At 66.4% G+C, this 20,126-nt stretch carries 16 protein-coding genes; 10 read left to right on the top strand and 6 right to left on the bottom strand.

The genetic code is table 11. The features are described from left to right. The first annotated feature begins 30 nt into the window (after positions 1–30). Together A6A05_RS05370 and A6A05_RS05375 are read left to right on the top strand one after the other, a co-directional pair. Positions 31–1,518, top strand: a complete 1,488-nt coding sequence (locus A6A05_RS05370) for a B12-binding domain-containing radical SAM protein (RefSeq protein ID WP_156520919.1) — start codon at positions 31–33, stop codon at positions 1,516–1,518. Positions 1,519–1,571: 53 nt separating this feature from the next. Continuing rightward, entirely contained in the window at positions 1,572–2,702 is a 1,131-nt protein-coding gene (locus tag A6A05_RS05375) for an SGNH/GDSL hydrolase family protein (protein ID WP_068498217.1), read from the top strand. Positions 2,703–2,759: 57 nt separating this feature from the next. Here A6A05_RS05375 and purH read toward each other — a convergent pair whose 3' ends face one another. Beyond that, the gene (gene purH, locus A6A05_RS05380) at positions 2,760–4,343 is read right to left on the bottom strand and encodes a bifunctional phosphoribosylaminoimidazolecarboxamide formyltransferase/IMP cyclohydrolase (protein WP_068498219.1); all 1,584 of its coding nucleotides are present in this window, start codon (positions 4,341–4,343) and stop codon (positions 2,760–2,762) included. Positions 4,344–4,488: 145 nt separating this feature from the next. Here purH and A6A05_RS05385 point away from each other — a divergent pair, with 145 nt between their 5' ends. Both A6A05_RS05385 and A6A05_RS05390 read left to right on the top strand, forming a co-directional pair. Beyond that, positions 4,489–5,715 carry a glycosyltransferase gene (locus tag A6A05_RS05385; protein WP_068498221.1) on the top strand — a complete coding sequence of 409 codons (1,227 nt, stop codon included), beginning with the start codon at positions 4,489–4,491 and terminating at the stop codon, positions 5,713–5,715. Positions 5,716–5,717: 2 nt separating this feature from the next. Then, positions 5,718–7,835 (top strand): bi-domain-containing oxidoreductase, encoded by a 2,118-nt coding sequence (locus tag A6A05_RS05390; RefSeq protein WP_068498222.1) that lies wholly within the window; start codon positions 5,718–5,720, stop codon positions 7,833–7,835. Here A6A05_RS05390 and A6A05_RS05395 read toward each other — a convergent pair. Then, positions 7,817–9,151: a methyl-accepting chemotaxis protein gene (locus A6A05_RS05395; RefSeq protein WP_068498224.1), complete on the bottom strand. Its 1,335-nt coding sequence runs from the start codon at positions 9,149–9,151 to the stop codon at positions 7,817–7,819. The genes A6A05_RS05390 and A6A05_RS05395 overlap by 19 nt on opposite strands. Positions 9,152–9,265: 114 nt before the next feature. Here A6A05_RS05395 and A6A05_RS05400 point away from each other — a divergent pair, with 114 nt between their 5' ends. Further along, on the top strand, positions 9,266–9,886 hold the full coding sequence (locus A6A05_RS05400; RefSeq protein WP_068498226.1) for a TetR/AcrR family transcriptional regulator: 621 nt from the start codon (positions 9,266–9,268) through the stop codon (positions 9,884–9,886). On the opposite strand, the gene A6A05_RS05405 is transcribed toward A6A05_RS05400, so the two are convergent. Genes A6A05_RS05405 through A6A05_RS05420 form a run of 4 tightly spaced genes read right to left on the bottom strand, consistent with a single transcriptional unit; the run spans position 9,845 to position 13,703 of the window. Continuing rightward, complete coding sequence (locus A6A05_RS05405) at positions 9,845–10,816, bottom strand: glycosyltransferase family 9 protein (RefSeq protein ID WP_068498228.1); 972 nt, start codon at positions 10,814–10,816, stop codon at positions 9,845–9,847. The two genes, A6A05_RS05400 and A6A05_RS05405, sit on opposite strands and share 42 nt — an antisense overlap. Before the next feature lie 3 nt (positions 10,817–10,819). Then, entirely contained in the window at positions 10,820–12,085 is a 1,266-nt protein-coding gene (locus A6A05_RS05410; protein WP_068498229.1) for a nucleotide sugar dehydrogenase, read from the bottom strand. Positions 12,086–12,090: 5 nt separating this feature from the next. Then, positions 12,091–12,960, bottom strand: a complete 870-nt coding sequence (locus A6A05_RS05415) for a prephenate dehydratase (RefSeq protein ID WP_068498231.1) — start codon at positions 12,958–12,960, stop codon at positions 12,091–12,093. Next, the gene (locus tag A6A05_RS05420) at positions 12,957–13,703 is read right to left on the bottom strand and encodes a 3-deoxy-manno-octulosonate cytidylyltransferase (RefSeq protein WP_068498232.1); all 747 of its coding nucleotides are present in this window, start codon (positions 13,701–13,703) and stop codon (positions 12,957–12,959) included. The genes A6A05_RS05415 and A6A05_RS05420 overlap by 4 nt, the downstream gene beginning before the upstream one ends. A gap of 131 nt (positions 13,704–13,834) precedes the next feature. Here A6A05_RS05420 and hisN point away from each other — a divergent pair, with 131 nt between their 5' ends. The 5 genes from hisN to A6A05_RS05445 are packed head-to-tail and all read left to right on the top strand — an operon-like array spanning position 13,835 to position 20,122. Further along, entirely contained in the window at positions 13,835–14,614 is a 780-nt protein-coding gene (gene hisN, locus A6A05_RS05425) for a histidinol-phosphatase (RefSeq protein ID WP_068498234.1), read from the top strand. A 22-nt stretch (positions 14,615–14,636) separates the two neighbouring features. After that, positions 14,637–16,403 (top strand): extracellular solute-binding protein, encoded by a 1,767-nt coding sequence (locus A6A05_RS05430; RefSeq protein ID WP_068498236.1) that lies wholly within the window; start codon positions 14,637–14,639, stop codon positions 16,401–16,403. Positions 16,404–16,407: 4 nt separating this feature from the next. Beyond that, positions 16,408–17,502, top strand: coding sequence for a microcin C ABC transporter permease YejB (locus A6A05_RS05435; RefSeq protein ID WP_068498238.1), 1,095 nt, complete (start codon positions 16,408–16,410; stop codon positions 17,500–17,502). Next, positions 17,499–18,515, top strand: coding sequence for an ABC transporter permease (locus tag A6A05_RS05440; RefSeq protein WP_068498240.1), 1,017 nt, complete (start codon positions 17,499–17,501; stop codon positions 18,513–18,515). Before A6A05_RS05435 ends, A6A05_RS05440 begins: the two co-directional genes overlap by 4 nt. Then, on the top strand, positions 18,512–20,122 hold the full coding sequence (locus A6A05_RS05445; RefSeq protein ID WP_068498242.1) for an ABC transporter ATP-binding protein: 1,611 nt from the start codon (positions 18,512–18,514) through the stop codon (positions 20,120–20,122). Before A6A05_RS05440 ends, A6A05_RS05445 begins: the two co-directional genes overlap by 4 nt. Positions 20,123–20,126: the final 4 nt, after the last annotated feature.

Genomic DNA, 20,126 nt, shown 5'->3' on the forward strand with positions numbered 1-20,126 from the left:
GTCGCACCCCGAGACAAGGATGTGGAATCGATGAAGATTTTGATGATCAATCCTCCGGATGAGAACACGGTTATCGAGAATCCGGATTCACACAGCGAGGACGGTACTTTTCTGGAGGCCGATGATTTCGGTGAGTTTCCGCCTCTCGGCATGCTCTATGTGCTGTCCTACCTGGAAAAGAACACCAGCGGACACGAGTTGCATTTCATCGATTGCATCGCCCAAGGTATCCGTCAGGCTGCCATCCCTAAACTGATCGAGGACATTCGTCCCGATGTGGTCGGTATCACCAGCTTCACCATTTCACTGGTGGATTGCTGCAAGGTGGCCGAGACGGTCCGCCGAATAGTGCCCCACGCCCATATCTGCTTAGGTGGCCACCATCCCATCGCCTATCCGTTCGAGGCGGCCCAACTTCCGCAATTCGATTCCATCGTGGTCGGCGAGGGCGAGTACGCGTTCACCGCGCTGGTCAACGCGCTAGAGGCCGATGAGGACATCACCAAGATTCTTGGCGTCTACACCCGGGAATCCATCGCGGAGTGGCAGGATCAGCAGTTTCGCGACAAGCGCTTCCTGGCGCGTGTTTCGGTGCCGCCGGCCTATGTCGAGGATGTCGATGCTCTTCCGCCGGTGAGCCGCAAATGGATTCGCCATTTACGCTACCAGAGCATTCTGGGCGTTACTGCGGACATGGCGACCATCTTGTCGTCGCGCGGCTGTCCCTATCTGTGCACGTTCTGCGACGTCCCCTACAAGCGCTACCGGCAGCGTTCCCATGAAAAGGTGGTCGATGAAATCGAGGAATGCCTGGCCATGGGCTACAAGGAATTCCGCTTTTACGACGACCTGTTCAACATCACCCCGAAGAAAATCATTGAGTTCTGCGACGAGTTGGACCGGCGCGGGCTGAAGATCGAGTGGGAGTTCCGCGGACGGGTCAATACCGTCACCTACGACTCGCTGAAGCGGGCCAAGCAAAGCGGTCTGCGGATGATTTCCTTCGGCGTGGAGACCGGTTCCGACGAAGGCCTGAAGGCTCTCAAGAAGGGAACCAATACCGAGAAGGTCCGCAATGCCTTCCGCTGGTGCCGCGAGCTCGGAATCTTGACCGTGGCCGACTACATCATTGGTCTGCCGCACGAACGATCGCCGGCCGATGTCCGTGCCAACATCGACTTCCTGGTTGGTCTCGACCCCGATTATGCGCAGGTGTCGGTCCTCAAGCTGTACCCCAACACCGAGATGTACGATCAGGCGGTGGCCAAGGGTATCGTTGCCCCGGGGCGGTGGCAGGGATTCGCCCTCAACCCGCATCGGGGATTCGTCGTCGATCACTGGACCGAGTTCATGGACCTGGACACGCTGATCGGGTTGCAGAAATGGGCGTATCGGCGCTTTTATCTGCGCCCCAGGTATATCGTGCGGAGCGCCTTCAATACGCGTTCGTTCTACGAATTCTACTCGAAGGCCAAAGGGGCGATGAAGATATTGAAGGCCAATCGACGGGTGGCGTGAGAACAGTGGGGGAATCGCGCAACCGTCCGGCGGTGGTCACGGCGGCAATTGTTGTGATCGCGGTCGTCACTCTGGGCCTGGCCGAGGGTATGGCCAGGCTTGTATCGGCCTTGGAGCGGAGCGAGATTCCAGCCGTTGCGCGCCTGGTCAACGCGCGGCTTCAGCTCAACCCCTACCAGGAACCCTCGGATCGCTACCCGAGGCACTGGCGGCTGCGGACCGGATGGTACGCAGACTCGCGTGATCTGGCGGCGATAAAGCGCGCCAGCGGCCGCGAGGAAGGGGCGCGCTTCCTGGAGCAGGCGTCGTCGATCGGCTTCGGTCTGCCGTTGGTTGTCAATTCGGACGGCTTCAAGGGGCCCGACCTGCTGGCTGAAAGAACCATGCCCCGGCTGCTGGCGGTTGGAGATTCGGTGACCTTCGGGGTCGCGGGCTGGGATTATGTGCGGGCGATGGAAGCCAGCCTCGCCCTCGAGGGCTTGCGCATGGAAGGGGTCAATGCCGGTGTCGAGGGCTATTCCACCCTCAACGCGCTGCATGAACGTCCGCGCCTTGTCGCCATTCGCGCTGATGTCTGCCTGCTGATGATCGGCTGGAACGATCTGTTCGCCGAGGACGGACGTTACGGCACGCTGGGGGGGCATTTCCATTTTGCTGGCATGATCCGCCGAGTATCCCGGTTTCTTGCCGACAGTGACCGCTCCGCCGCCGACAAGGCTCTGCGCGACCGGCCCAAGCGCCCGGTGGTCGATGATGCCGATGTGCGCCGATATCAAGGCTATCGTCCGGCTTTCGTGGATGATCTCGAACGTCTGGGGGTGACTTTGGAACAGGGCGGTTGCCGGATCGCCATCTCCACTTTGGCCGGCCTGTACACCGACAACGAGCCGCCTTCGGCCAAGGCGCTGGCTATTGGCCACCTGCCCGCCTTCACCGACAACCCCTATGTACTGGCGGCCATGACCGCCGGGACCAACAACGCGCTACGCGGGCTGGCCGCCCGTCACGGATGGCATCTTGTCGATATCGCGGCCTGGGCGGATCGAACTGCACACCCCCGTGCCGATTGGTTTTCGGACGGTGTCCACCTGTGGGCCTGGGCGCTGGCTCGCCTTGGGGACGAACTCGCCAGGGAACTTCGCTCGGATCTGTTCAGCCCGGGACTTGCGCCCCCCGGTCAATAACATGGCCCGGTGGGTCACATCCATGTCATCGACAGGGCTTTCCTGGCAGGTCCGGTCTCAGTGCCGGAAGTGCCGCATCCCGGTGAATACCATCGCCAGGCCCTTCTCGTCGGCCGCGGCGATCACCTCGGCGTCGCGCATCGAGCCACCGGGTTGGATGATCGCCGTGGCGCCCGCGGCGGCCGCCGCCAGCAGGCCGTCGGCGAACGGGAAGAAGGCGTCCGACGCCACCACCGAACCGATGGTGCCGGGGGGCTGGGCCTGACCGGCGGCGGTCGCCGCTTCCTGGCTCTTCCAGGCGGCGATGCGGCTGGAATCGACCCGGCTCATCTGGCCGGCGCCGATGCCCACGGTGCAGCCGTCCTTGACATAGATGATGGCGTTGGACTTGACGTGCTTGCAGACGCGGAAGGCGAACAAAAGGTCTTTCACTTCCTGCTCGGTCGGCGCCCGCTTGGTCACCACCTTCAATTCGTCCAGCGACACGCGACCGTTATCCTTGTTCTGGAACAGATAGCCGCCCGACACCGCGCGCAGCGTCATGCCGGCGCTGGTGGGATCGGGCATCCCCCCGGTGACCAGCAGGCGCAGGTTCTTCTTGGAGGCGAAGGCGGCCACCGCGGCCTCGTCGGCCTCGGGGGCGATGACGACTTCGGTGAACAGCTTGCAGATCTCTTCGGCGGTGGCGCCGTCCAGCTTGCGGTTGATGGCGATGATGCCGCCGAAGGCCGAGACCGGGTCGCAGGCCAAGGCCGCCTTGTAGGCCGACACGATGTCGGGGCCGGAAGCGACGCCGCACGGATTGGCGTGCTTGATGATGGCGACGGTGGGGGCCTCGAACTCGGCGGCCAGCTCGAAGGCGGCGTCGGTGTCGTTCAGGTTGTTGTAGCTGAGCTCCTTGCCCTGCAACTGGCGGGCGGTGGCGATGCCTGGGCGCTGGTCGCCGGTGACGTAGAAGGCGGCCTGCTGGTGCGGGTTCTCGCCATAGCGCAGCGACTGCTTCAACTGTCCGGCCACCACGACGCGGCGCGGGAAGGTGTCCCCCAGCTCACGCGCGAACCACTGGCTGATGGCGGCGTCATAGGCGCCGGTGCGGGCGTAGGCGGTGGCGGCCAGGTGCTTGCGCAGGCCCAAGGTGGTGGCGCCGGCATGGGCGGTCATCTCCTCCATCACCCGCTGGTAATCCTCGACATCGACGACCACCGCCACCGAATCGTGGTTCTTCGAGGCGGCGCGGATCATCGCCGGCCCGCCGATATCGATGTTCTCGATGGTGGTGTCGTAATCGGCGCCCTTGGCGACGGTCGCCTCGAACGGATAGAGGTTGACCACCAAAAGGTCGATGGGATTGATGCCGTGCTCGGCCATCGCCGCCTCATGTTCCGCATTGCCGCGAATGCCCAACAGGCCGCCATGCACCTTGGGGTGCAGGGTCTTGACCCGGCCGTCCAGCATTTCCGGGAAGCCGGTATAGTCGGCGACTTCCACCACCGTCAGGCCGGCATCGCGGAGCGCCTTGCAGGTGCCCCCGGTCGACAGGATCTCGACATCGCGTTCGGCCAGGAAGCGGGCGAACTCGACCAGGCCGGTCTTGTCGGAGACCGAGAACAAGGCGCGGCGGATCGGGCGAAGATCGGACATGAAAAGGCCTCCGGCAGGCGGTCAGGAATGAGAATGGCCGGGGTATAGCACAGCTGTCGTTCCGGGTAAGGCAAAAAGTGTTCTGGGCCATTGACTTGCCGGGGCGGATCGGGCCACGCTCGGGGCCATTTTTTCGAGGATCGCCATGAAATGCGTGGTGTCCCTGGTCCCGCTGGCGATGGAACGGGACACCAGGACGATCAAGATCGCCGCTTCGTTCGCGCGGCTGGGTTGGCGCTCGGTGGTGGCCGAGGCCCAGCCCAGCCGCCGACGCGACCATGGGCCGGTCGAACTGCTGGGCCTGACCTTCAGCCGCGCTTCGGCGGCACCGCCGGCCGACCGCCGCCCGGCCGCCGGCCGGGTTTCGCCCTGGCGGCAATGGCTGGGCGAGCGGGCGCACTTCCTGGCCTTCGTGGTGCGCTATTTCGTGGTGCTGCCGCTGGTGGCGTTGTGGCGGGTGCCCCGGGCCGATCTTTATTACCTGCACGAATACCGATTGTTTCCCACCGTGTGGCTGTTGCGGCGCCTGCGTCGCCCGGTGCCGTTCATCTATGATGCCCACGACGTCTATCCCGAGGTCTGGGAATCCGGGCAATTAAGTCCGTTTTGGCGCGCGCGTTTCGTGCCGTTCCTGCTGGCGATGGAACGCGCCTGCGCCCGCGAGGCGGCGGCGGTGGTCACCGTCGGGGCCGGCGTCGCCCAGGCCATTGGCCGCTGGCTGTCGGTAAGCCCGGTGGTGTTGCGCAATTGCCATGACGATCGCCTGCGCCAGTCGCCGGCCACGACCTTGCGTCAGCAGCTCGGCCTGGGGCCGGAAGCGCTGCTGGTGGCGGTGATCGGGCATCGCAAGCCGGGACAGGCGCTGGAACCGCTGGCCGCCGCGCTGGCCGCGCTGCCGGCCCATCTGCACGTCGCCTTCGTCGGCTCGTTCTACGAGGCCGAGGTCGCCGCCTTGGCGGAGCGCTACGGTTTGACCGGCCGATTGCACACTCCCGGCCCGATGGCGTCGGAGCGGATGGTGGGTTTCGTCGCCGATGCCGACGCCTCGGCGCTGCTGTATTGGGGACATTCCTCGAACACCCGCTACATTCTGCCCAACGGCTTCTTCCAAGCGGTGGCGGCCGGGTTGCCGCTGCTCTATCCCGATTTGCCCGAGTTGACCGGAACCATCGGTTGCCGCAAGGTCGGCTGGTGCATCGATCCGCGTGACCGGGACTCGCTGGAGAAGGCCCTGGGCGAACTGGTCGAATCGGACCAGGCCTTGCGCCAGTCGTTGCGCGCCGAGGTGGCGGCGTTGGCGGCGACACTGACCTGGGAAGGCGAGGAGCAGGTTTTGTCGTCCCTGGTGCGGAATGTTGTGAAGGAAGGTTAGGGATGAAGCAGGTGCTGATCCGTTCGGGCAAGGCCGTCGTCGAGGAGGTCCCGGCCCCGTTGGCCGGGCCGGGCGAGATTCTGGTCGCCGTCGCGGCGTCGTGCGTGTCGGTCGGCACCGAGGCGTCCAGTCTGGCCCTGTCGGGGATGCCGCTTTACCGCCGGGCGCTGAAGCAGCCGCAGCATGTCAAGCGGGTGCTGGACATCGCCCGCGAGCAAGGGGTGCGCACCGCCATCGAGCGGGTGCGCGGCAAGATCGAGGGCGGCCAGCCTACCGGCTATTCGGCGGCCGGCACCGTGGTCGCCGTCGGCGATCAGGTCGAAGGGTTCCAGGTGGGCGACCGCGTCGCCTGCGCCGGCGCCAGCATAGCCAACCACGCCCAATTCATCGCCGTCCCGGTCAACCTGGCCGCCCGCATCCCCGACAGCGTCGATGTGGCGGATGCCTGCACCGTCACCCTGGGGGCCATCGCCCTGCAGGGCGTGCGCCGCGCCGCCCCCAGCCTGGGCGAGACCATCGCGGTGATCGGCCTGGGCGTGCTGGGCCTGATGACCGTGCAGATGCTGAAGGCGGCCGGCGCCCGCGTCGGTGGCATCGACCCCGATCCCCGCCGCCGCGCCGTCGCGGCGGAACTGGGCGCGGCCTTCGTGCTGGACCCGGCCGACGACGTCGCCGGCGCCATCGCCCGGCGCACCGACGGGTTCGGCGCCGACGCGGCGATCATCTGCGCCGCCTCGCCGTCCGACGCCATCGTCGCCCAGGCGGCGCAAAGCTGTCGCAAGAAGGGCCGGGTGGTGCTGGTCGGCGATGTCGGATTGAAACTCGACCGCGCCGATTTTTATGCCAAGGAACTGGATTTCCTGATCTCGTGTTCCTATGGTCCGGGCCGCTATGACCCGGTGTTTGAACAAGGCGGTCGCGATTATCCCCTGCCCTATGTGCGCTGGACCGAGACCCGCAACATGGAGGCCTATCTGGCCCTGCTGGCCGACGGCGCCGTGCGGCTGGCTCCGCTGGCCCCGGTCAGTTTCCCCATCGAGCAGGCGCCGGTCGCCTATGGCGCCCTGACGGACGGCGCTGACCGGCCGCTTCTGGTCCTGCTGACCTATCCCGATCAGGCCGCGCCCGAGCGCCGTGTCGCCACCCGCGCGGCCCGCCCGGGCCGCGACGGCGCCATCGGGGTCGGCATCCTGGGGGCCGGCTCGTTCCTGCAGGCGGTCCACATCCCCAACATGCTGGCGATGCCCGAACGCTTCCGCATGGTCGGCGTAATGAACCGCACCGGCGCCTCGGCCAAGGCGGTGGCCGACCGCGTCGGTGCCGCCTATGCCGCCACCGATGCCGACGCCATCCTGGGCGATCCGGCGGTCGGGCTGGTGGTGATCGGCACCCGCCACGATCTGCACGGGCCGCTGGTGCTGGCGGCGTTGCGCGCCGGCAAGGCGGTGCTGGTGGAAAAGCCCCTGTGCCTGACCGGGGCCGAACTGGACGCCATCGAGGATTTCATCCGCGCCCATCCCGACGGACCGCTGCTGCTGACCGGCTTTAATCGCCGCTTCTCGCCGGCGGTGCGCCGCTTAAACGAGATTCTGGCCGGGCGCAGCACCCCGATCATGGCTAATTACCGCATGAATGCCGGCTTCCTGGCCGCCGACCATTGGACCCAGGGGCCGGAAGGCGGCGGGCGCAATCTGGGCGAGGCCTGCCACGTCTATGACCTGTTCTGCGTCCTGACCGGCAGCCTGGCGGTCAAGATCGAGGCCCAGGCGATCCGCGCCGGCGCCAAGCACTGGCGGGCCGACGACAATTTCGTCGCCACCTTGTCCTTCGCCGACGGCTCGGTGTGCAGCCTGACCTATAGCGCATTGGGGGCCAAGGACCATCCCAAGGAACGGCTTGAGGTCTTTGCCGACGGAATGGTCGCCAGCCTGGACGATTACCGCTCCCTGACCTTGGCAGGCACCCGGGCCAAGGGCTGGGCCGGCAACCAGGACAAGGGGCACAAGGCGCTGATGGCGGCGCTGGCCAAGGGGCTGGCCGACGGTGTCTGGCCGATTTCGGTGGAACAGCAGGTGGCGGCGACGCGGGCGGCGCTGGCGGTTCAGGCGCTGATCGCCTGATCCATCGCCTCGGCCAACTCGCGCAGGCCTTCGAGAATCTGGGCCGAGCAGGCGCCGACAGTCTCCATCTGGGCCAAGGCGTCGGCCAGGCGGCCGTCCTTCAAGGCATCGACGATGGCGCCGCCGGCCTGATGCAGGGCGCGGTTGGGTTCTTCCAGCCGGGCGAAGGACGGGTGGGCGCGGACCCTCTCGGGATGGTTGCCGTGATACCAGCGCCCGAAGCGGGTGGCCGTCGGGTCGCGGATCTCGTCCTCGCGCAGTTCGCTCTTGCCGATGAAGGATTGGGCCAGGCGCTTGCGCCACAGCATGTGATCGCTCATGGCCAGGCGGATGTCCTTGTTGGGGACGTCCTTGGCCGAGACGGTGGCCAGACCCTGCACCACCAGCTTGTGGGAATGATCGACCACCTCGGTCAGGGCCATGATGCCCTGGTGGCTGCGCTCGGTCATGGCGGCGATGGTGGCGCTGTCGCCGGCGATGGCGCCGGCGCTTTGCTTCTGGCTTTCGACGTGGCCGGTGACGTCTTGCATCAGGGCGGTGGTGTGGTCGGCATGCTCGGACACGGTGCGCATGTCGCGGCCGGCCTCGGCGACGACGGCGCGGCCTTCCTGCACGGCGGCGGCGCTGGCTTCCATGCCGCCGACGATGGCGTCCATGCCGGCGCGCAGGGAATCGGTGCGGCCGCGAATGGTTTCGGCGACCTCGCGGGTCTTGTTGGCCAGCTTCTTGACCTCGTCGGCGACCACGGCGAAGCCCTTGCCGGCGGCGCCGGCCCGGGTCGCCTCGATGGCGGCGTTCAAGGCCAGCAGGTTGGTCTGGCGCGAGATCGCCTCGACCGAGCGGGCCATGGTGGCGATTTCGTCGGAAATGGCCGCCAGGGTGCCGACCCGGGTCTGGGCGTCATCGACGGCGTGGGCGATCGCCTCGATGCTGGTCTCGGCCCGGGCCGACGCCTCGATCGAGCGCAGCGCCGCCTGGGCGGTCGAGCGGGCCTCTTCCAAGGTGGTCTCGCTGGCGGCGGCGACCTCGTCCACCGAGCCGGTCATCGCCCCGGTCGAATCGGCGATGGCCTGACCGCGTTCGGCGATGTCGCTGATCTCGCGGCCCAGGGCGATCACCGACAGAACTTCCTCGTTCAGCGCGATGGAATAGGCGACGGTGCGGTTCATCGAATCCAGCGCCTGGCGTTGCAAGGTGTCGGCCAGGGCGCGCACCGCCCGGCCCAACCGGTCGGCGCCGGCCGGCACGCTGTCGTAGCGTCCGTCGGCGATCAGCTGCAATGCCGCTTCAATCGCGTCGATATCGATGGTGTCCACGCCGGATCATCCCCCTCCCAGCATCCCCACACAGGGGTTAGCAGATTGAGCGCGTGCGCGAAAGGGCCTCGCGGGGGCTTTGAAAAACTGAACTGGTTGGTTTAGTTTAGATTTATGACCAAAGTACTTTCCCCTCGCTCGGCCGCCAAACGCGCAGCCATTCTCGACGCCGCGCAAGTCTGCTTCTGCGAGCAAGGCTATGCCGCCACCAGCATGGACATGGTGGCGGCCTCGGCCGGGGTGTCGAAGGCGACCATCTACGCCCATTTCGCCAGCAAGGACGATCTGTTCGGGGCCATCATCTGCCGCCGCTGCGACGATCAGGCGGAAGGCCTCGGCGGGCTGGTCCTGGCCGCCAAGGGCGACGGCCGCACGGCGCTGGCCGCCATCGCGCGGGCCTTGATGGATCTGTTCCTGGCCCCCGAGGTGATGGCACTTTATCGGGTGGTGGTGGCGGAATCGCCCCGTCACCCCGATTTGGCCCGCATCTATTACGAACAGGGTCCATGGCGCGGCAAGCAGCGCGTCGCCGAGGTGCTGGCGGCGTTGGACCGCCAGGGCCAATTGGTCGTGCCCGATCCGTGGCAGGCCACCGATTTGTTCGTCAACATGCTGCGTGGCGAGGTGTTCCACCGCGCCCTGCTGGGGCTCGAGCCGGCCGAGCGGCCGACCGCCGAGACCACCATCGCCGAATCAGTCCGGGTGATGCTGGCGGCCTACGGCCCGCACCCATAAGGCTTCGGCAGCCGCACTCACCTTGTCCACCGACAGGTCGCGCATCAGGCATTCCTGGCTTTTGTAATCGTAATCGGGCGCATGGCAGATGTCGGTGAACGAGCGCGGCCCGCGCACCGAGGCGCAATGCTCGCCCCATGGTCCATAGAATACCTCGGAGCTGGGGCCGAACAGGCCTAGCGTCGGCAGGCCGGTGGCCGCCGCGATATGCATCAGGCCGGAATCGTTGCCGACATAGAAGGCGGCCCGCTTCAGCACCGCCGGCACCGTGCCCAGATCGACGGTGCCGATCAGGTCGATCAGGCGTTCGGGCGGGACACGATCCAGCAGCGCCTGGACCGAGGCGCGCTCGGACGCCGCGCCGAACACCGCCACGCAGGCGCCGGGCAGGATGCCGCCCTCGACCGTCAGCCGGGCGACCAGGTCGGCGAAATTCTCGGCCGGCCATTGCTTGCCCCCCCAATTGGCGGTGGGGCCGACCGCCAGGACCTGTGGGCCGGCCGGCAGCAGGCGGGCGGCCTGGTCGTCCTGCGCGGGCGTGGTCCACACCACCGGGGCCTGAGGGGTATCCAGGCCCAGCACGCCGGCCAGATGGACCAGCCGGTGCTGTTCTTCCCACGAGGATTTGATGATGCTGCGCTTCAGCGTCGGCAGCAGCCAGCCCAGCGCCGATCCGCGCAGATCGACCACCATCTGCCAGCGATGGCCGACGGTCAGCTTCCACAATTCCAGCCAATGGCGCGAGCGGCGCTGCTTGACCATGGGGATGACCCGCTCGACGAACGGGGCGGCGGCGAACAGCGGCGCCGCCGGGGCACCGCAGGCCACCCAGAAGCGGGCCTGGGGGTATTGGCGGGCAAGGTAGGCCAGCAATCCGGTCGACAGCACCGCGTCGCCGATACGGCTGGCGGTGACGAACAGGATGCGCAAGGGCTAAAGCCGCCAGACCCGGATGCCGTCGGGCATCTCGGTGTTGCGCCACATCCCCTTGATGTCGGCGACCAGGCCGTTTCTGGCCACCAGCTTGGCGAAGGCTTCCGGGCCGAAGCCGGCATAGGCATCGTGCGGCACCGCGCCGACCACGCAATCATAGCCCGAAGCGCCGTCCAGGCCGGCCATCAGCTCGACATCGTATTCGTGCCGGGCTTCGTCGATGTCGGCGAAGGGGTCGTGGATATCGACGGTGTGGCCGCGCTGGATCAGGCCGCGGATGACGTCGATGACCTTGCTGTTGCGCAGGTCGGGCACGTTTTCCTTGAAGGTCAGGCCCAGCATCAGCACGCGCGACTTGGGCGCCAATTGCTCGGAGATGCGGGCCGCCATCCACGGGCCCATGCCGTCATTGATGCGCCGGCCCGACAGGATGATTTCGGGGTGATGGCCGTTATTCAGGGCGCAGGTGGCCAGATAGAACGGATCGACGCCGATGCAATGGCCGCCGACCAGGCCCGGCTTGAAGTTCAGGAAGTTCCACTTGGTGGCCGAGGCCTCAAGCACGTCGTGGATCGAGATGCCCAGCTTCTGGAAGATCATCGCCAGTTCGTTGACGAAGGCGATGTTGATGTCGCGCTGGGAATTCTCGATGACCTTGGCCGCTTCGGCCACCTTGATCGAGGCGGCGCGGAACACGCCGCCGGTGGTCACCGCGCCGTAGATGCCGGCCAGCGTCTCGGTGATGGCCGGGGTTTGCCCGGCGATGACCTTGGTGATGCGATCGACGGTGTGTTCCTTGTCGCCGGGATTGATGCGCTCGGGGCTGTAGCCCAGGAAGAAGTCGGCGCCGCATTTCAGGCCCGAGACCCGTTCCAGCTCGGGTCCGCAGATATCCTCGGTGACGCCGGGATAGACGGTGCTTTCGAACACCACCACCGCGCCCTTGCCCATGGCTTTGCCGACGGTGGCGCAGGCCTTCAGCACCGGGCCGAGGTCGGGGCGGTTTTCCAGATCGACCGGGGTCGGCACGGTGACGATATAGACGTCCTTGCCCTTGATCTCGGCCTGATCGGCGGTCAGATGGATGGTCGAGGCGCGCAGGCGGTCGGCCTCGATCTCGCCGGTGCGGTCATGGCCGGACTTCAGTTCCTTGACCCGGTCGGTCGAGATGTCGAAACCGATGGTCGGGAAATGGCGGGCGATGCCGACCGCGAGGGGCAGGCCGACATAGCCCAGGCCGATGACGACGACGGACGTGGTGTGCATTTTTCTTACTCCCCGGCGACGCGCTGCGCCAGACGGAACGGATGGGCAGGATAGACGCCGAGGATGCGGACCTCGTGGCTGAAGAATTCCAGCTCTTCCAGGGCCAGGCGCAGCAGGCGCTGGGCCGGGTGTCCCTCGACATCGACATAGAACTGGGCGGCGACGAATTCGCCGCCGACCATGTAGCTTTCCAGCTTGGTGATGTTCAAGCCGTTGGTGGCGAAGCCGCCCAGCGCCTTATAAAGCGCCGCCGGACGGTTGCGCACCCGAAAGACGAAGGTGGTGACGTTGGGCTGGTTGGGATTGGGTTCGATGGCGTCGCGCGACAGCACCATGAAGCGGGTGGTGTTGTGCTCGGCGTCCTCGATGTTGGCCTTCAGGGACACCAGCCCATAGGTCTCGGCCGCCAGTTCCGAGGCGATGGCTGCGCGGGTCAGATCGCCCGACTTGGCGACCTCCGAGGCGGCGCCGGCGGTGTCGGCGCCGACGATCACCGTCAGGCCCATGCTGCGGATCAGGTTGCGGCACTGGCCCAGGGCGTGGACATGGCTTTCCACCGAGCGGATGCCGTCCAGCGTCGCGCCCTTGGGGGCCAGCAGGTGGTGGTTGATGCGCTCGAAATGCTCGCCGATGATGTGCAGGCCGGAATAGGGCATCAGGTGATGCACGTCGGCGACGCGGCCGGCCAGCGAATTGTCGATCGGGATCATGGCATAGCGGGCACGGCCCTCGCGCACGGCGGCGAAGGAATCCTCGAAGGTCATGCAGGGCAGCGGCACCATGGCCGGAAAGGCGTTCTTGCACGCCAGGTGCGAATAGGCGCCCGGCAGGCCCTGGAAAGCGATAGCGCGCGAAGGCTCGGTATGGTCGGTCATGGTCCGGCGGCAATCAGGGCACGAGCCCGTTCAAGATCGGCCGGAGTATCGACACCCAGCGGAACCGTGTCAACCAAGGCGCAATCGATGCGCATGCCGTTTTCCAGGGCGCGCAGCTGCTCCAGCTTCTCGCGCCGTTCCAGCACGCCCTGCGGCAGGACCACGAAGCGGGCCAGCGCCTCGCGGCGATAGGCGTAAAGGCCGATATGATGATAGTGCGGGCCAGCCCCCGACGGGCAGGTGGCGCGGGTGAAATACAGCGCCCGGGCGATGCGGCTGCCGGGTGCAAAGCCGCACACCGCCTTGACCACGTTGGGGTTGGTGCGCTCTTCCTCGAGCTCGATTTCGGCCACCAGGGTCGAGATGTCGACGCCCGGCTGGTCCAAGGGCTCGAACACCGCGCGGATGATGGCCGGGTCAAGGGTCGGCAGGTCGCCCTGGACGTTGACCACCGCACCGAACTGGCGCTCGGGGTCGATCTTTTCCAACGCCTCCCACACCCGGTCGGACCCCGACGGATGATCGGGGTCGGTCAGCACCGCCGTGCCGCCATGGGCTTTGATGGCATCGGCGATCTCGGGATCGGCGGCGGCCACCACCACCGGGCCGATGCCGGCGGCAACCGAACGGCGCCACACATGCACGATCATCGGTTCGCCGCAGATGTCGGCCAGCGGCTTGTTGGGCAGCCGGGTGGCGGGCAGGCGGGCGGGGATGACGATCACCGGGTTCAAGGACGACATCGGGTGCTCCTGGCACGGTCGGGGTGGGACAAATCCTATACCGGCGGAAGGGGCTTAGAAATCCCCATTCGGGTCTGGTCGGATCGCTGATTTCACGCCAGACTGCACCCAACCGAACATCAAGGTCGATCATGCAGGCCGTTCCCACCGAATTCGTCACCCTTGCCCACGCCTTGGCCGACGCCGCCCGCCCGGTGGTGAAGCGCTATTTCCGCACGCCGGTCGCCGTCGACGTCAAGGCCGACGATTCGCCGGTCACCATCGCCGACCGCGAGGTCGAGGCGGCGATGCGGGTGCTGATCAAGGAACGCTTCCCCGAGCACGGCATCTTCGGCGAGGAACACGGCCAGGAAAATACCGGCGCCGAATGGGTGTGGGTGCTGGACCCGATCGACGGCACCAAGGCCTTCATCACCGGCAAGCCCAGCTTCGGCACCCTGATCGGCCTGTGCCATCGCGGCCGTCCGGTGCTGGGGGTGATTGACCAGGCCATCCTGGGCGAACGCTGGATCGGCGGCCTGGACCATGCCACCACCTTGAACGGTGCGCCCGCCCGGGTGCGCGCCTGCGACGACCTGCAAAAGGCCTATGCCTATACCACCGGGCCGGAACATTTCGACGCCGCCACCTTGCCGGCCTGGAACCGCATCGCCGCATCCGTGCGTCAGCCGCGCTATGGCTGCGATTGCTATGCCTATGCCCTGCTGGCCTCGGGCTTCGTCGATCTGGTGGTGGAAGCCGGCCTCAAACCCTATGATTACTGCGCCCTGGTGCCGGTGATCGAACAGGCCGGCGGCACCGTCACCGACTGGACGGGGCGCGCGGTCACCATCGCGTCGGACGGCACCATCTGCGCGGCCGGCGACAGCCGTGCCCACGCCCAGGCGTTGAAGGTGCTTGCCGCGTCTTGATGTTGGCGCCACACTCCGGCCCATGCGCATCCTGGCCTTCCTGCTCGCCCTGCTGATCGCCCTGCCGGCCGCCGCCGAACCCCGGCACGGCCTGGCCATGCATGGCGCCCTGAAATATCCGGCCGGCTTTTCCCATTTCGACACTGTGGTGCCCAACGCGCCCAAGGGCGGCGAGCTGAAGCTGGCCGACACCGATCCGTTCGATTCCTTCAATCCCTATATCGCCAAGGGCCAGGCCCCCGACGGGATCGGGTTGGCCTATGACAGCTTGATGGTGCCGTCCGACGACGAGCCCTTCTCGATGTACGGGCTGGTGGCCGAAAGTGTCGAGACCCCGCCCGACCGGTCGTGGGTGATCTTCACCCTGCGCCGGGAAGCGCGTTTCCATGACGGAAGGGGCGTGACGCCCGAGGACGTGATCTTCTCGCTGGAGATATTGCGCACCAAGGGCGCACCCAGCTACCGCTTCTATTATGCGGGCGTCGAGCGGGCGGAAAAGATCGGCGAGCGCGCCGTCAAGTTCACCTTCAAGCCCGGCGACAACCGCGAGATGCCGCTGATCCTGGGCGAGCTTCCCATCCTGCCCAAGCATTACTGGCAGGGCCGCGCCTTCGAGGAAACGACGCTGGAACCGCCTTTGTCCAGCGGCCCCTATCGCGTCGCCAAGTTCGAGCCCGGCCGCTTCGTCACCTATGAACGGGTCAAGGATTACTGGGCCAAGGATTTGCCCGTGCGCAAAGGCCAGTTCAATTTCGACCGCGTCCGCTACGACGTCTATCGCGATTCAACGGTGGCGCTGGAAGCCCTGAAGGCCGGCGAATACGACATCCGGCCCGAGAACGAGGCCAAGAAATGGGCCTCGGGCTATCAGGATTGGGCCGCCTTGAAGGATGGCCGCGCCCGCAAGGAAAATTTCGCCCATCAGCGCCCGGCCGGCATGCAGGGCTTCGCCTTCAATCTGCGAAGGCCCCTGTTCGCCGACATCCGGGTGCGCGAGGCGCTGGGTCTGGCCTTCGATTTCGAATGGGCCAACCGCACGCTGTTTTCCGGCCAGTACACCCGCACCCAATCCTATTTCGACAATTCCGAGCTGGCCGCGCGCGGCTTGCCCGACGCGGCCGAGCTGAAAATCCTGGAACCCCTGCGCGGCCAGGTCCCCGACGCGGTCTTCACCAGCGAATTCCACAGCCCGGTCACCGACGGGACCGGCTATGCCCGGGCCAATCTGAAACGGGCGGTGGCGTTGCTGGAAGCGGCCGGCTGGCAGGTGGTTGACGGCAAACTGGTCGATGGTGCCGGCCAGCCCTTCATGTTCGAGGTTCTGCTGAACTCGCCGGCCTTCGAGCGCATCGCCCTGCCCTGGGCCCGCAACCTGGCCCGGCTGGGCATCGCGGCCAAGGTCCGCACCGTCGATTCCACCCAATACGTCAACCGGGTGCGCGGCCACGATTTCGACGTCATCGTCATGAGCTGGGGGGCATCCCTGTCGCCTGGCAACGAGCAGGCCAGCTACTGGACCAGCCAGGCGGCCGAGCAGAAGGGGGCGCGCAATGTCGGCGGCATCAAGAACCCAGCCATCGACAAGCTGGTCGATCTGGTGATCGCGGCGCCCGACCGCGATCAGCTGGTGACGCGGACCCGGGCGCTGGACCGGGTGTTGCTGTGGAACCATTACGTGGTGCCGCAATGGCATATCCCCTATGATCGCGTCGCCTTCTGGGACAAATTCGGCATGCCGAAATCGGTTCCGATGAAGGGTTGGCAGATGCACACCTGGTGGATGAAATAACGCCATGCTCGCCTATGCCATCCGCCGCCTGATCCTGATCCCGGTCACCTTGCTGGGGATCTTGCTGGTCAATTTCGCCATCGCCCAGCTGGCCCCGGGCGGCCCGGTCGAGCAGGCCATCGCCCGCATCGAGGGCCATGCCGGGGCGGCATCGCGCATCGGCGGCGCCGGTTCGGACATTCAGGCCGCCGGCCCGGCGCGCGAGGGCACCACCGGCGCCTATCGCGGCGCCCAAGGCCTGGATGCCAAATACATCGCCGAGATCGAGAAGCAGTTCGGCTTCGACAAGGCAGCGCACCAGCGTTTCCTGATCATGGTCGGCAATTACCTGACCTTCGATTTCGGCAAAAGCTTCTATCGCGACGTGCCGGTGGTCGATCTGGTGCTGGAAAAGATGCCGGTGTCGGTGTCGCTGGGCCTGTGGACCACCTTGATCATCTATCTGGTGTCGATCCCGTTGGGCATCGCCAAGGCCCGGCGTGACGGCGGCACTTTCGACGTCGCCACCTCGTGGGCGGTGATCGTCGGCTATGCCGTGCCGGGCTTCCTGTTCGCCATCATGCTGATCGTGCTGTTCGCCGGCGGGCGTTATGTCCAGTGGTTCCCCTTAAAGGGCCTGACCGGGCCGGACTGGGACACTCTGTCGGCAGGGGGCAAGGTCCTGGATTACCTGTGGCACCTGACGCTGCCGGTCGCCGCCATGGTCATCGGCGGCTTCGCCAGCCTGACCATGCTGACCAAGAACTCGTTCCTGGAAGAGATCAACAAGCAATATGTGATCACCGCCAGGGCCAAGGGCCTGACCGAAAACCAGGTGCTTTACCGCCACATCTTCCGAAACGCCATGCTGCTGGTGATCGCCGGCTTTCCGTCGGCGCTGGTCGGCATCTTGTTCGCCTCGTCGATTCTGATCGAGATCATCTTTTCGCTGGACGGCTTGGGCCTGTTGGGCTTCGAGGCGGTCAGCAACCGCGACTATCCGGTGATGTTCGGCACCCTTTACCTGTTCACCCTGCTGGGGCTGGTGCTGAACCTGATCGGCGACCTGATGTATCACTGGGTCGATCCGCGCATCGATTTCGGGCGGAGGGGCGAATGACCCCGTTGACCCGGCGCCGCCTTGAAACCTTTTGCCGCAACCGTCGCGGCTTCTGGTCCTTGTGGATCTTCCTGGCCGTGCTGGCCCTGTCGCTGGCGGCCGAGCTGATCGCCAACGATCGCCCGATCCTGGTGCGTTATGACGGCGCCTTCTATGTGCCGATGATCAAGGATTATCCGGAAGTCACCTTCGGGGGCGACTTCAAGACCGCCACCGATTACCGCGACCCCACCGTCGCCGAACTGATCGATGCCAAGGGCTGGGCGCTGTGGCCGCCGGTGCGCTATTCCTTCGGCACCATCAATTACCTTGAACCGCGTCCCCATCCGGCCCCGCCCGGCGGCGGCAACTGGCTGGGCACCGACGACCAGGGCCGCGACGTGCTGGCCCGGCTGATCTATGGGCTCAGGCTGTCCTTGCTGTTCGGCCTGGCCCTGACCCTGGTCAGTTCCGTCCTGGGCGTGGCGGCTGGTGCGGTGCAGGGCTATTTCGGCGGCCGGGTCGATCTGGTCGGCCAGCGTTTCCTGGAAATCTGGGGCGGCCTGCCGCATCTGTTGATCCTGATCATCGTCGCCTCGGTGATCTCTCCCGGCTTCTGGACCTTGCTGGCGGTGATGCTGCTGTTTTCCTGGACCAATCTGGTCGGCGTGGTCCGGGCCGAGTTCCTGCGGGCGCGCAATTTCGACTATGTCCGCGCCGCCCGGGCCTTGGGCATGAACGATGCCCGCATCATGGTCCGCCACGTCCTGCCCAACGCCGCCGTCGCCACGCTGACCTTCATGCCGTTCATCCTGAACGGCTCGATCGTGTCGCTGACGGCGCTGGATTTCCTGGGTCTCGGCCTGCCGCCGGGCTCGCCGTCGCTGGGCGAGCTGTTGAGCCAGGGCAAATCCAACCTGCACGCGCCCTGGCTGGGCATCACCGGCTTCCTGCTGGTGGCGGTGATCCTGTCCTTGCTGGTGTTCATCGGCGAGGCGGTGCGCGATGCCTTCGACCCCAGGAAGACCACATGACCCTGCCCCCGCTGCTGGAAGTCACCGATCTCTGCGTCCGTTTCGGCCAGGGCGACGGCGCGGTCGATGCGGTCAAGGGCATCGGCTTCACCCTGGAACGGGGCGAGACCCTGGCGCTGGTGGGCGAGTCCGGTTCGGGCAAGTCGGTGACCGCGTTGTCGATCCTGCAATTGCTGCCCTATCCGCGGGCAAGCCATCCCGGCGGCTCGATCCGCCTGAACGGGCAGGAACTGGTGGGCGCGCCCGAGCCGGTGATGCGCGCCGTGCGTGGCGACCGCGTCGCCATGGTGTTCCAGGAACCGATGACCAGCCTGAACCCACTGCATTCCATCGCGGCGCAGGTGGGCGAGGTCCTTGAAATCCATAAGGGCCTGCAGGGCGATGCCTTGCGCGCCCGGGTGGTCGAGCTTTTGACCCTGGTCGGCCTGCCCAACCCGGAACGCCGGCTTGCGGCGCTTCCGCACGAACTGTCGGGCGGCCAGCGCCAGCGGGTGATGATCGCCATGGCCCTGGCCTGCGAGCCCGACATCCTGATCGCCGACGAGCCGACCACCGCGCTGGACGTCACCATCCAGGCGCAGATCCTGGCGCTGTTGAAGGATCTGCAGGCGCGCTTAGGCATGGCGCTGTTGTTCATCACCCACGATCTGGGCATCGTCCGGCGCATGGCCGACCGGGTTTGCGTCATGAACCAGGGCGAGATCGTCGAGACCGGTCCGGTCGAGCAGGTGTTCACCGCGCCGGCCCATCCCTATACCGTCCGCCTGCTGGCCGCCGAGCCCAAGGGCCGACCGCCGGCCCGCGACGATGCGGCCGAACCGGTCCTGGAACTTACCGATCTCAGGGTCCATTTCCCGTTGAAGGCCGGCATCTGGGGCCGCACCATCGACCACGTCAAGGCGGTCGACGGGGTGTCGCTGACGCTGCGCCGCGGGCGCACCTTGGGGGTGGTGGGCGAATCCGGGTCGGGCAAGACCACCCTGGGGCTGGCGCTGTTGCGGCTGCAAGACAGCCAGGGCGCGATCCGCTTCGACGGCACCGACCTGCAGGGACTGCCGGCCGGCCGGCTGCGGCCGCTGCGCCGGCACATGCAGATGGTGTTCCAGGACCCCTATGGGTCGTTAAGCCCGCGCCTGTCGGTGGCCCAGATCATCGGCGAGGGTCTTGAGGTCCACCACATCGGCGCCGATGCGGCCGAGCGGCGCGCCCTGATCGACCAGGCCCTGACCGAGGTCGGCCTGGACCCGGCCACCGCCGACCGTTATCCCCATGAATTCTCGGGCGGTCAGCGTCAGCGCATCGCCATCGCCCGCGCCCTGGTGCTGAAGCCGAAATTGATGGTGCTGGACGAGCCGACCAGCGCGCTGGACGTCTCGGTGCAGGCGCAGATCGTCGATCTGTTGCGCGACCTGCAAATCCGGCATGGCATCGCCTATCTGTTCATCAGCCACGATTTGCGCGTAGTGCGTGCCCTGGCCGACGAGGTGATGGTGATGAAGGATGGATTGGTGGTCGAGGCCGGCCCGGCCGAAACGCTGTTTCAGGCGCCCCGGACCGATTACACCCGCGCCCTGATGGCGGCGGCCTTCGACCTGAGTGTGGTGTGATGGC

It is taken from the genome of Magnetospirillum moscoviense (genome assembly GCF_001650635.1).
GTDB lineage: Bacteria > Pseudomonadota > Alphaproteobacteria > Rhodospirillales > Magnetospirillaceae > Magnetospirillum > Magnetospirillum moscoviense.

Bases quoted from the DNA above. Each gene is read 5' to 3' on its own strand.
- A6A05_RS05370 (WP_156520919.1), top strand. From the start codon at position 31: ATGAAGATTTTGATGATCAATCCTCCGGATGAGAACACGGTTATCGAG.
- purH (WP_068498219.1), bottom strand. From the start codon at position 4,343: ATGTCCGATCTTCGCCCGATCCGCCGCGCCTTGTTCTCGGTCTCCGAC.
- A6A05_RS05385 (WP_068498221.1), top strand. From the start codon at position 4,489: ATGAAATGCGTGGTGTCCCTGGTCCCGCTGGCGATGGAACGGGACACC.
- A6A05_RS05390 (WP_068498222.1), top strand. From the start codon at position 5,718: ATGAAGCAGGTGCTGATCCGTTCGGGCAAGGCCGTCGTCGAGGAGGTC.
- A6A05_RS05400 (WP_068498226.1), top strand. From the start codon at position 9,266: ATGACCAAAGTACTTTCCCCTCGCTCGGCCGCCAAACGCGCAGCCATT.
- A6A05_RS05410 (WP_068498229.1), bottom strand. From the start codon at position 12,085: ATGCACACCACGTCCGTCGTCGTCATCGGCCTGGGCTATGTCGGCCTG.
- A6A05_RS05415 (WP_068498231.1), bottom strand. From the start codon at position 12,960: ATGACCGACCATACCGAGCCTTCGCGCGCTATCGCTTTCCAGGGCCTG.
- A6A05_RS05420 (WP_068498232.1), bottom strand. From the start codon at position 13,703: ATGTCGTCCTTGAACCCGGTGATCGTCATCCCCGCCCGCCTGCCCGCC.
- hisN (WP_068498234.1), top strand. From the start codon at position 13,835: ATGCAGGCCGTTCCCACCGAATTCGTCACCCTTGCCCACGCCTTGGCC.
- A6A05_RS05430 (WP_068498236.1), top strand. From the start codon at position 14,637: ATGCGCATCCTGGCCTTCCTGCTCGCCCTGCTGATCGCCCTGCCGGCC.
- A6A05_RS05435 (WP_068498238.1), top strand. From the start codon at position 16,408: ATGCTCGCCTATGCCATCCGCCGCCTGATCCTGATCCCGGTCACCTTG.
- A6A05_RS05440 (WP_068498240.1), top strand. From the start codon at position 17,499: ATGACCCCGTTGACCCGGCGCCGCCTTGAAACCTTTTGCCGCAACCGT.
- A6A05_RS05445 (WP_068498242.1), top strand. From the start codon at position 18,512: ATGACCCTGCCCCCGCTGCTGGAAGTCACCGATCTCTGCGTCCGTTTC.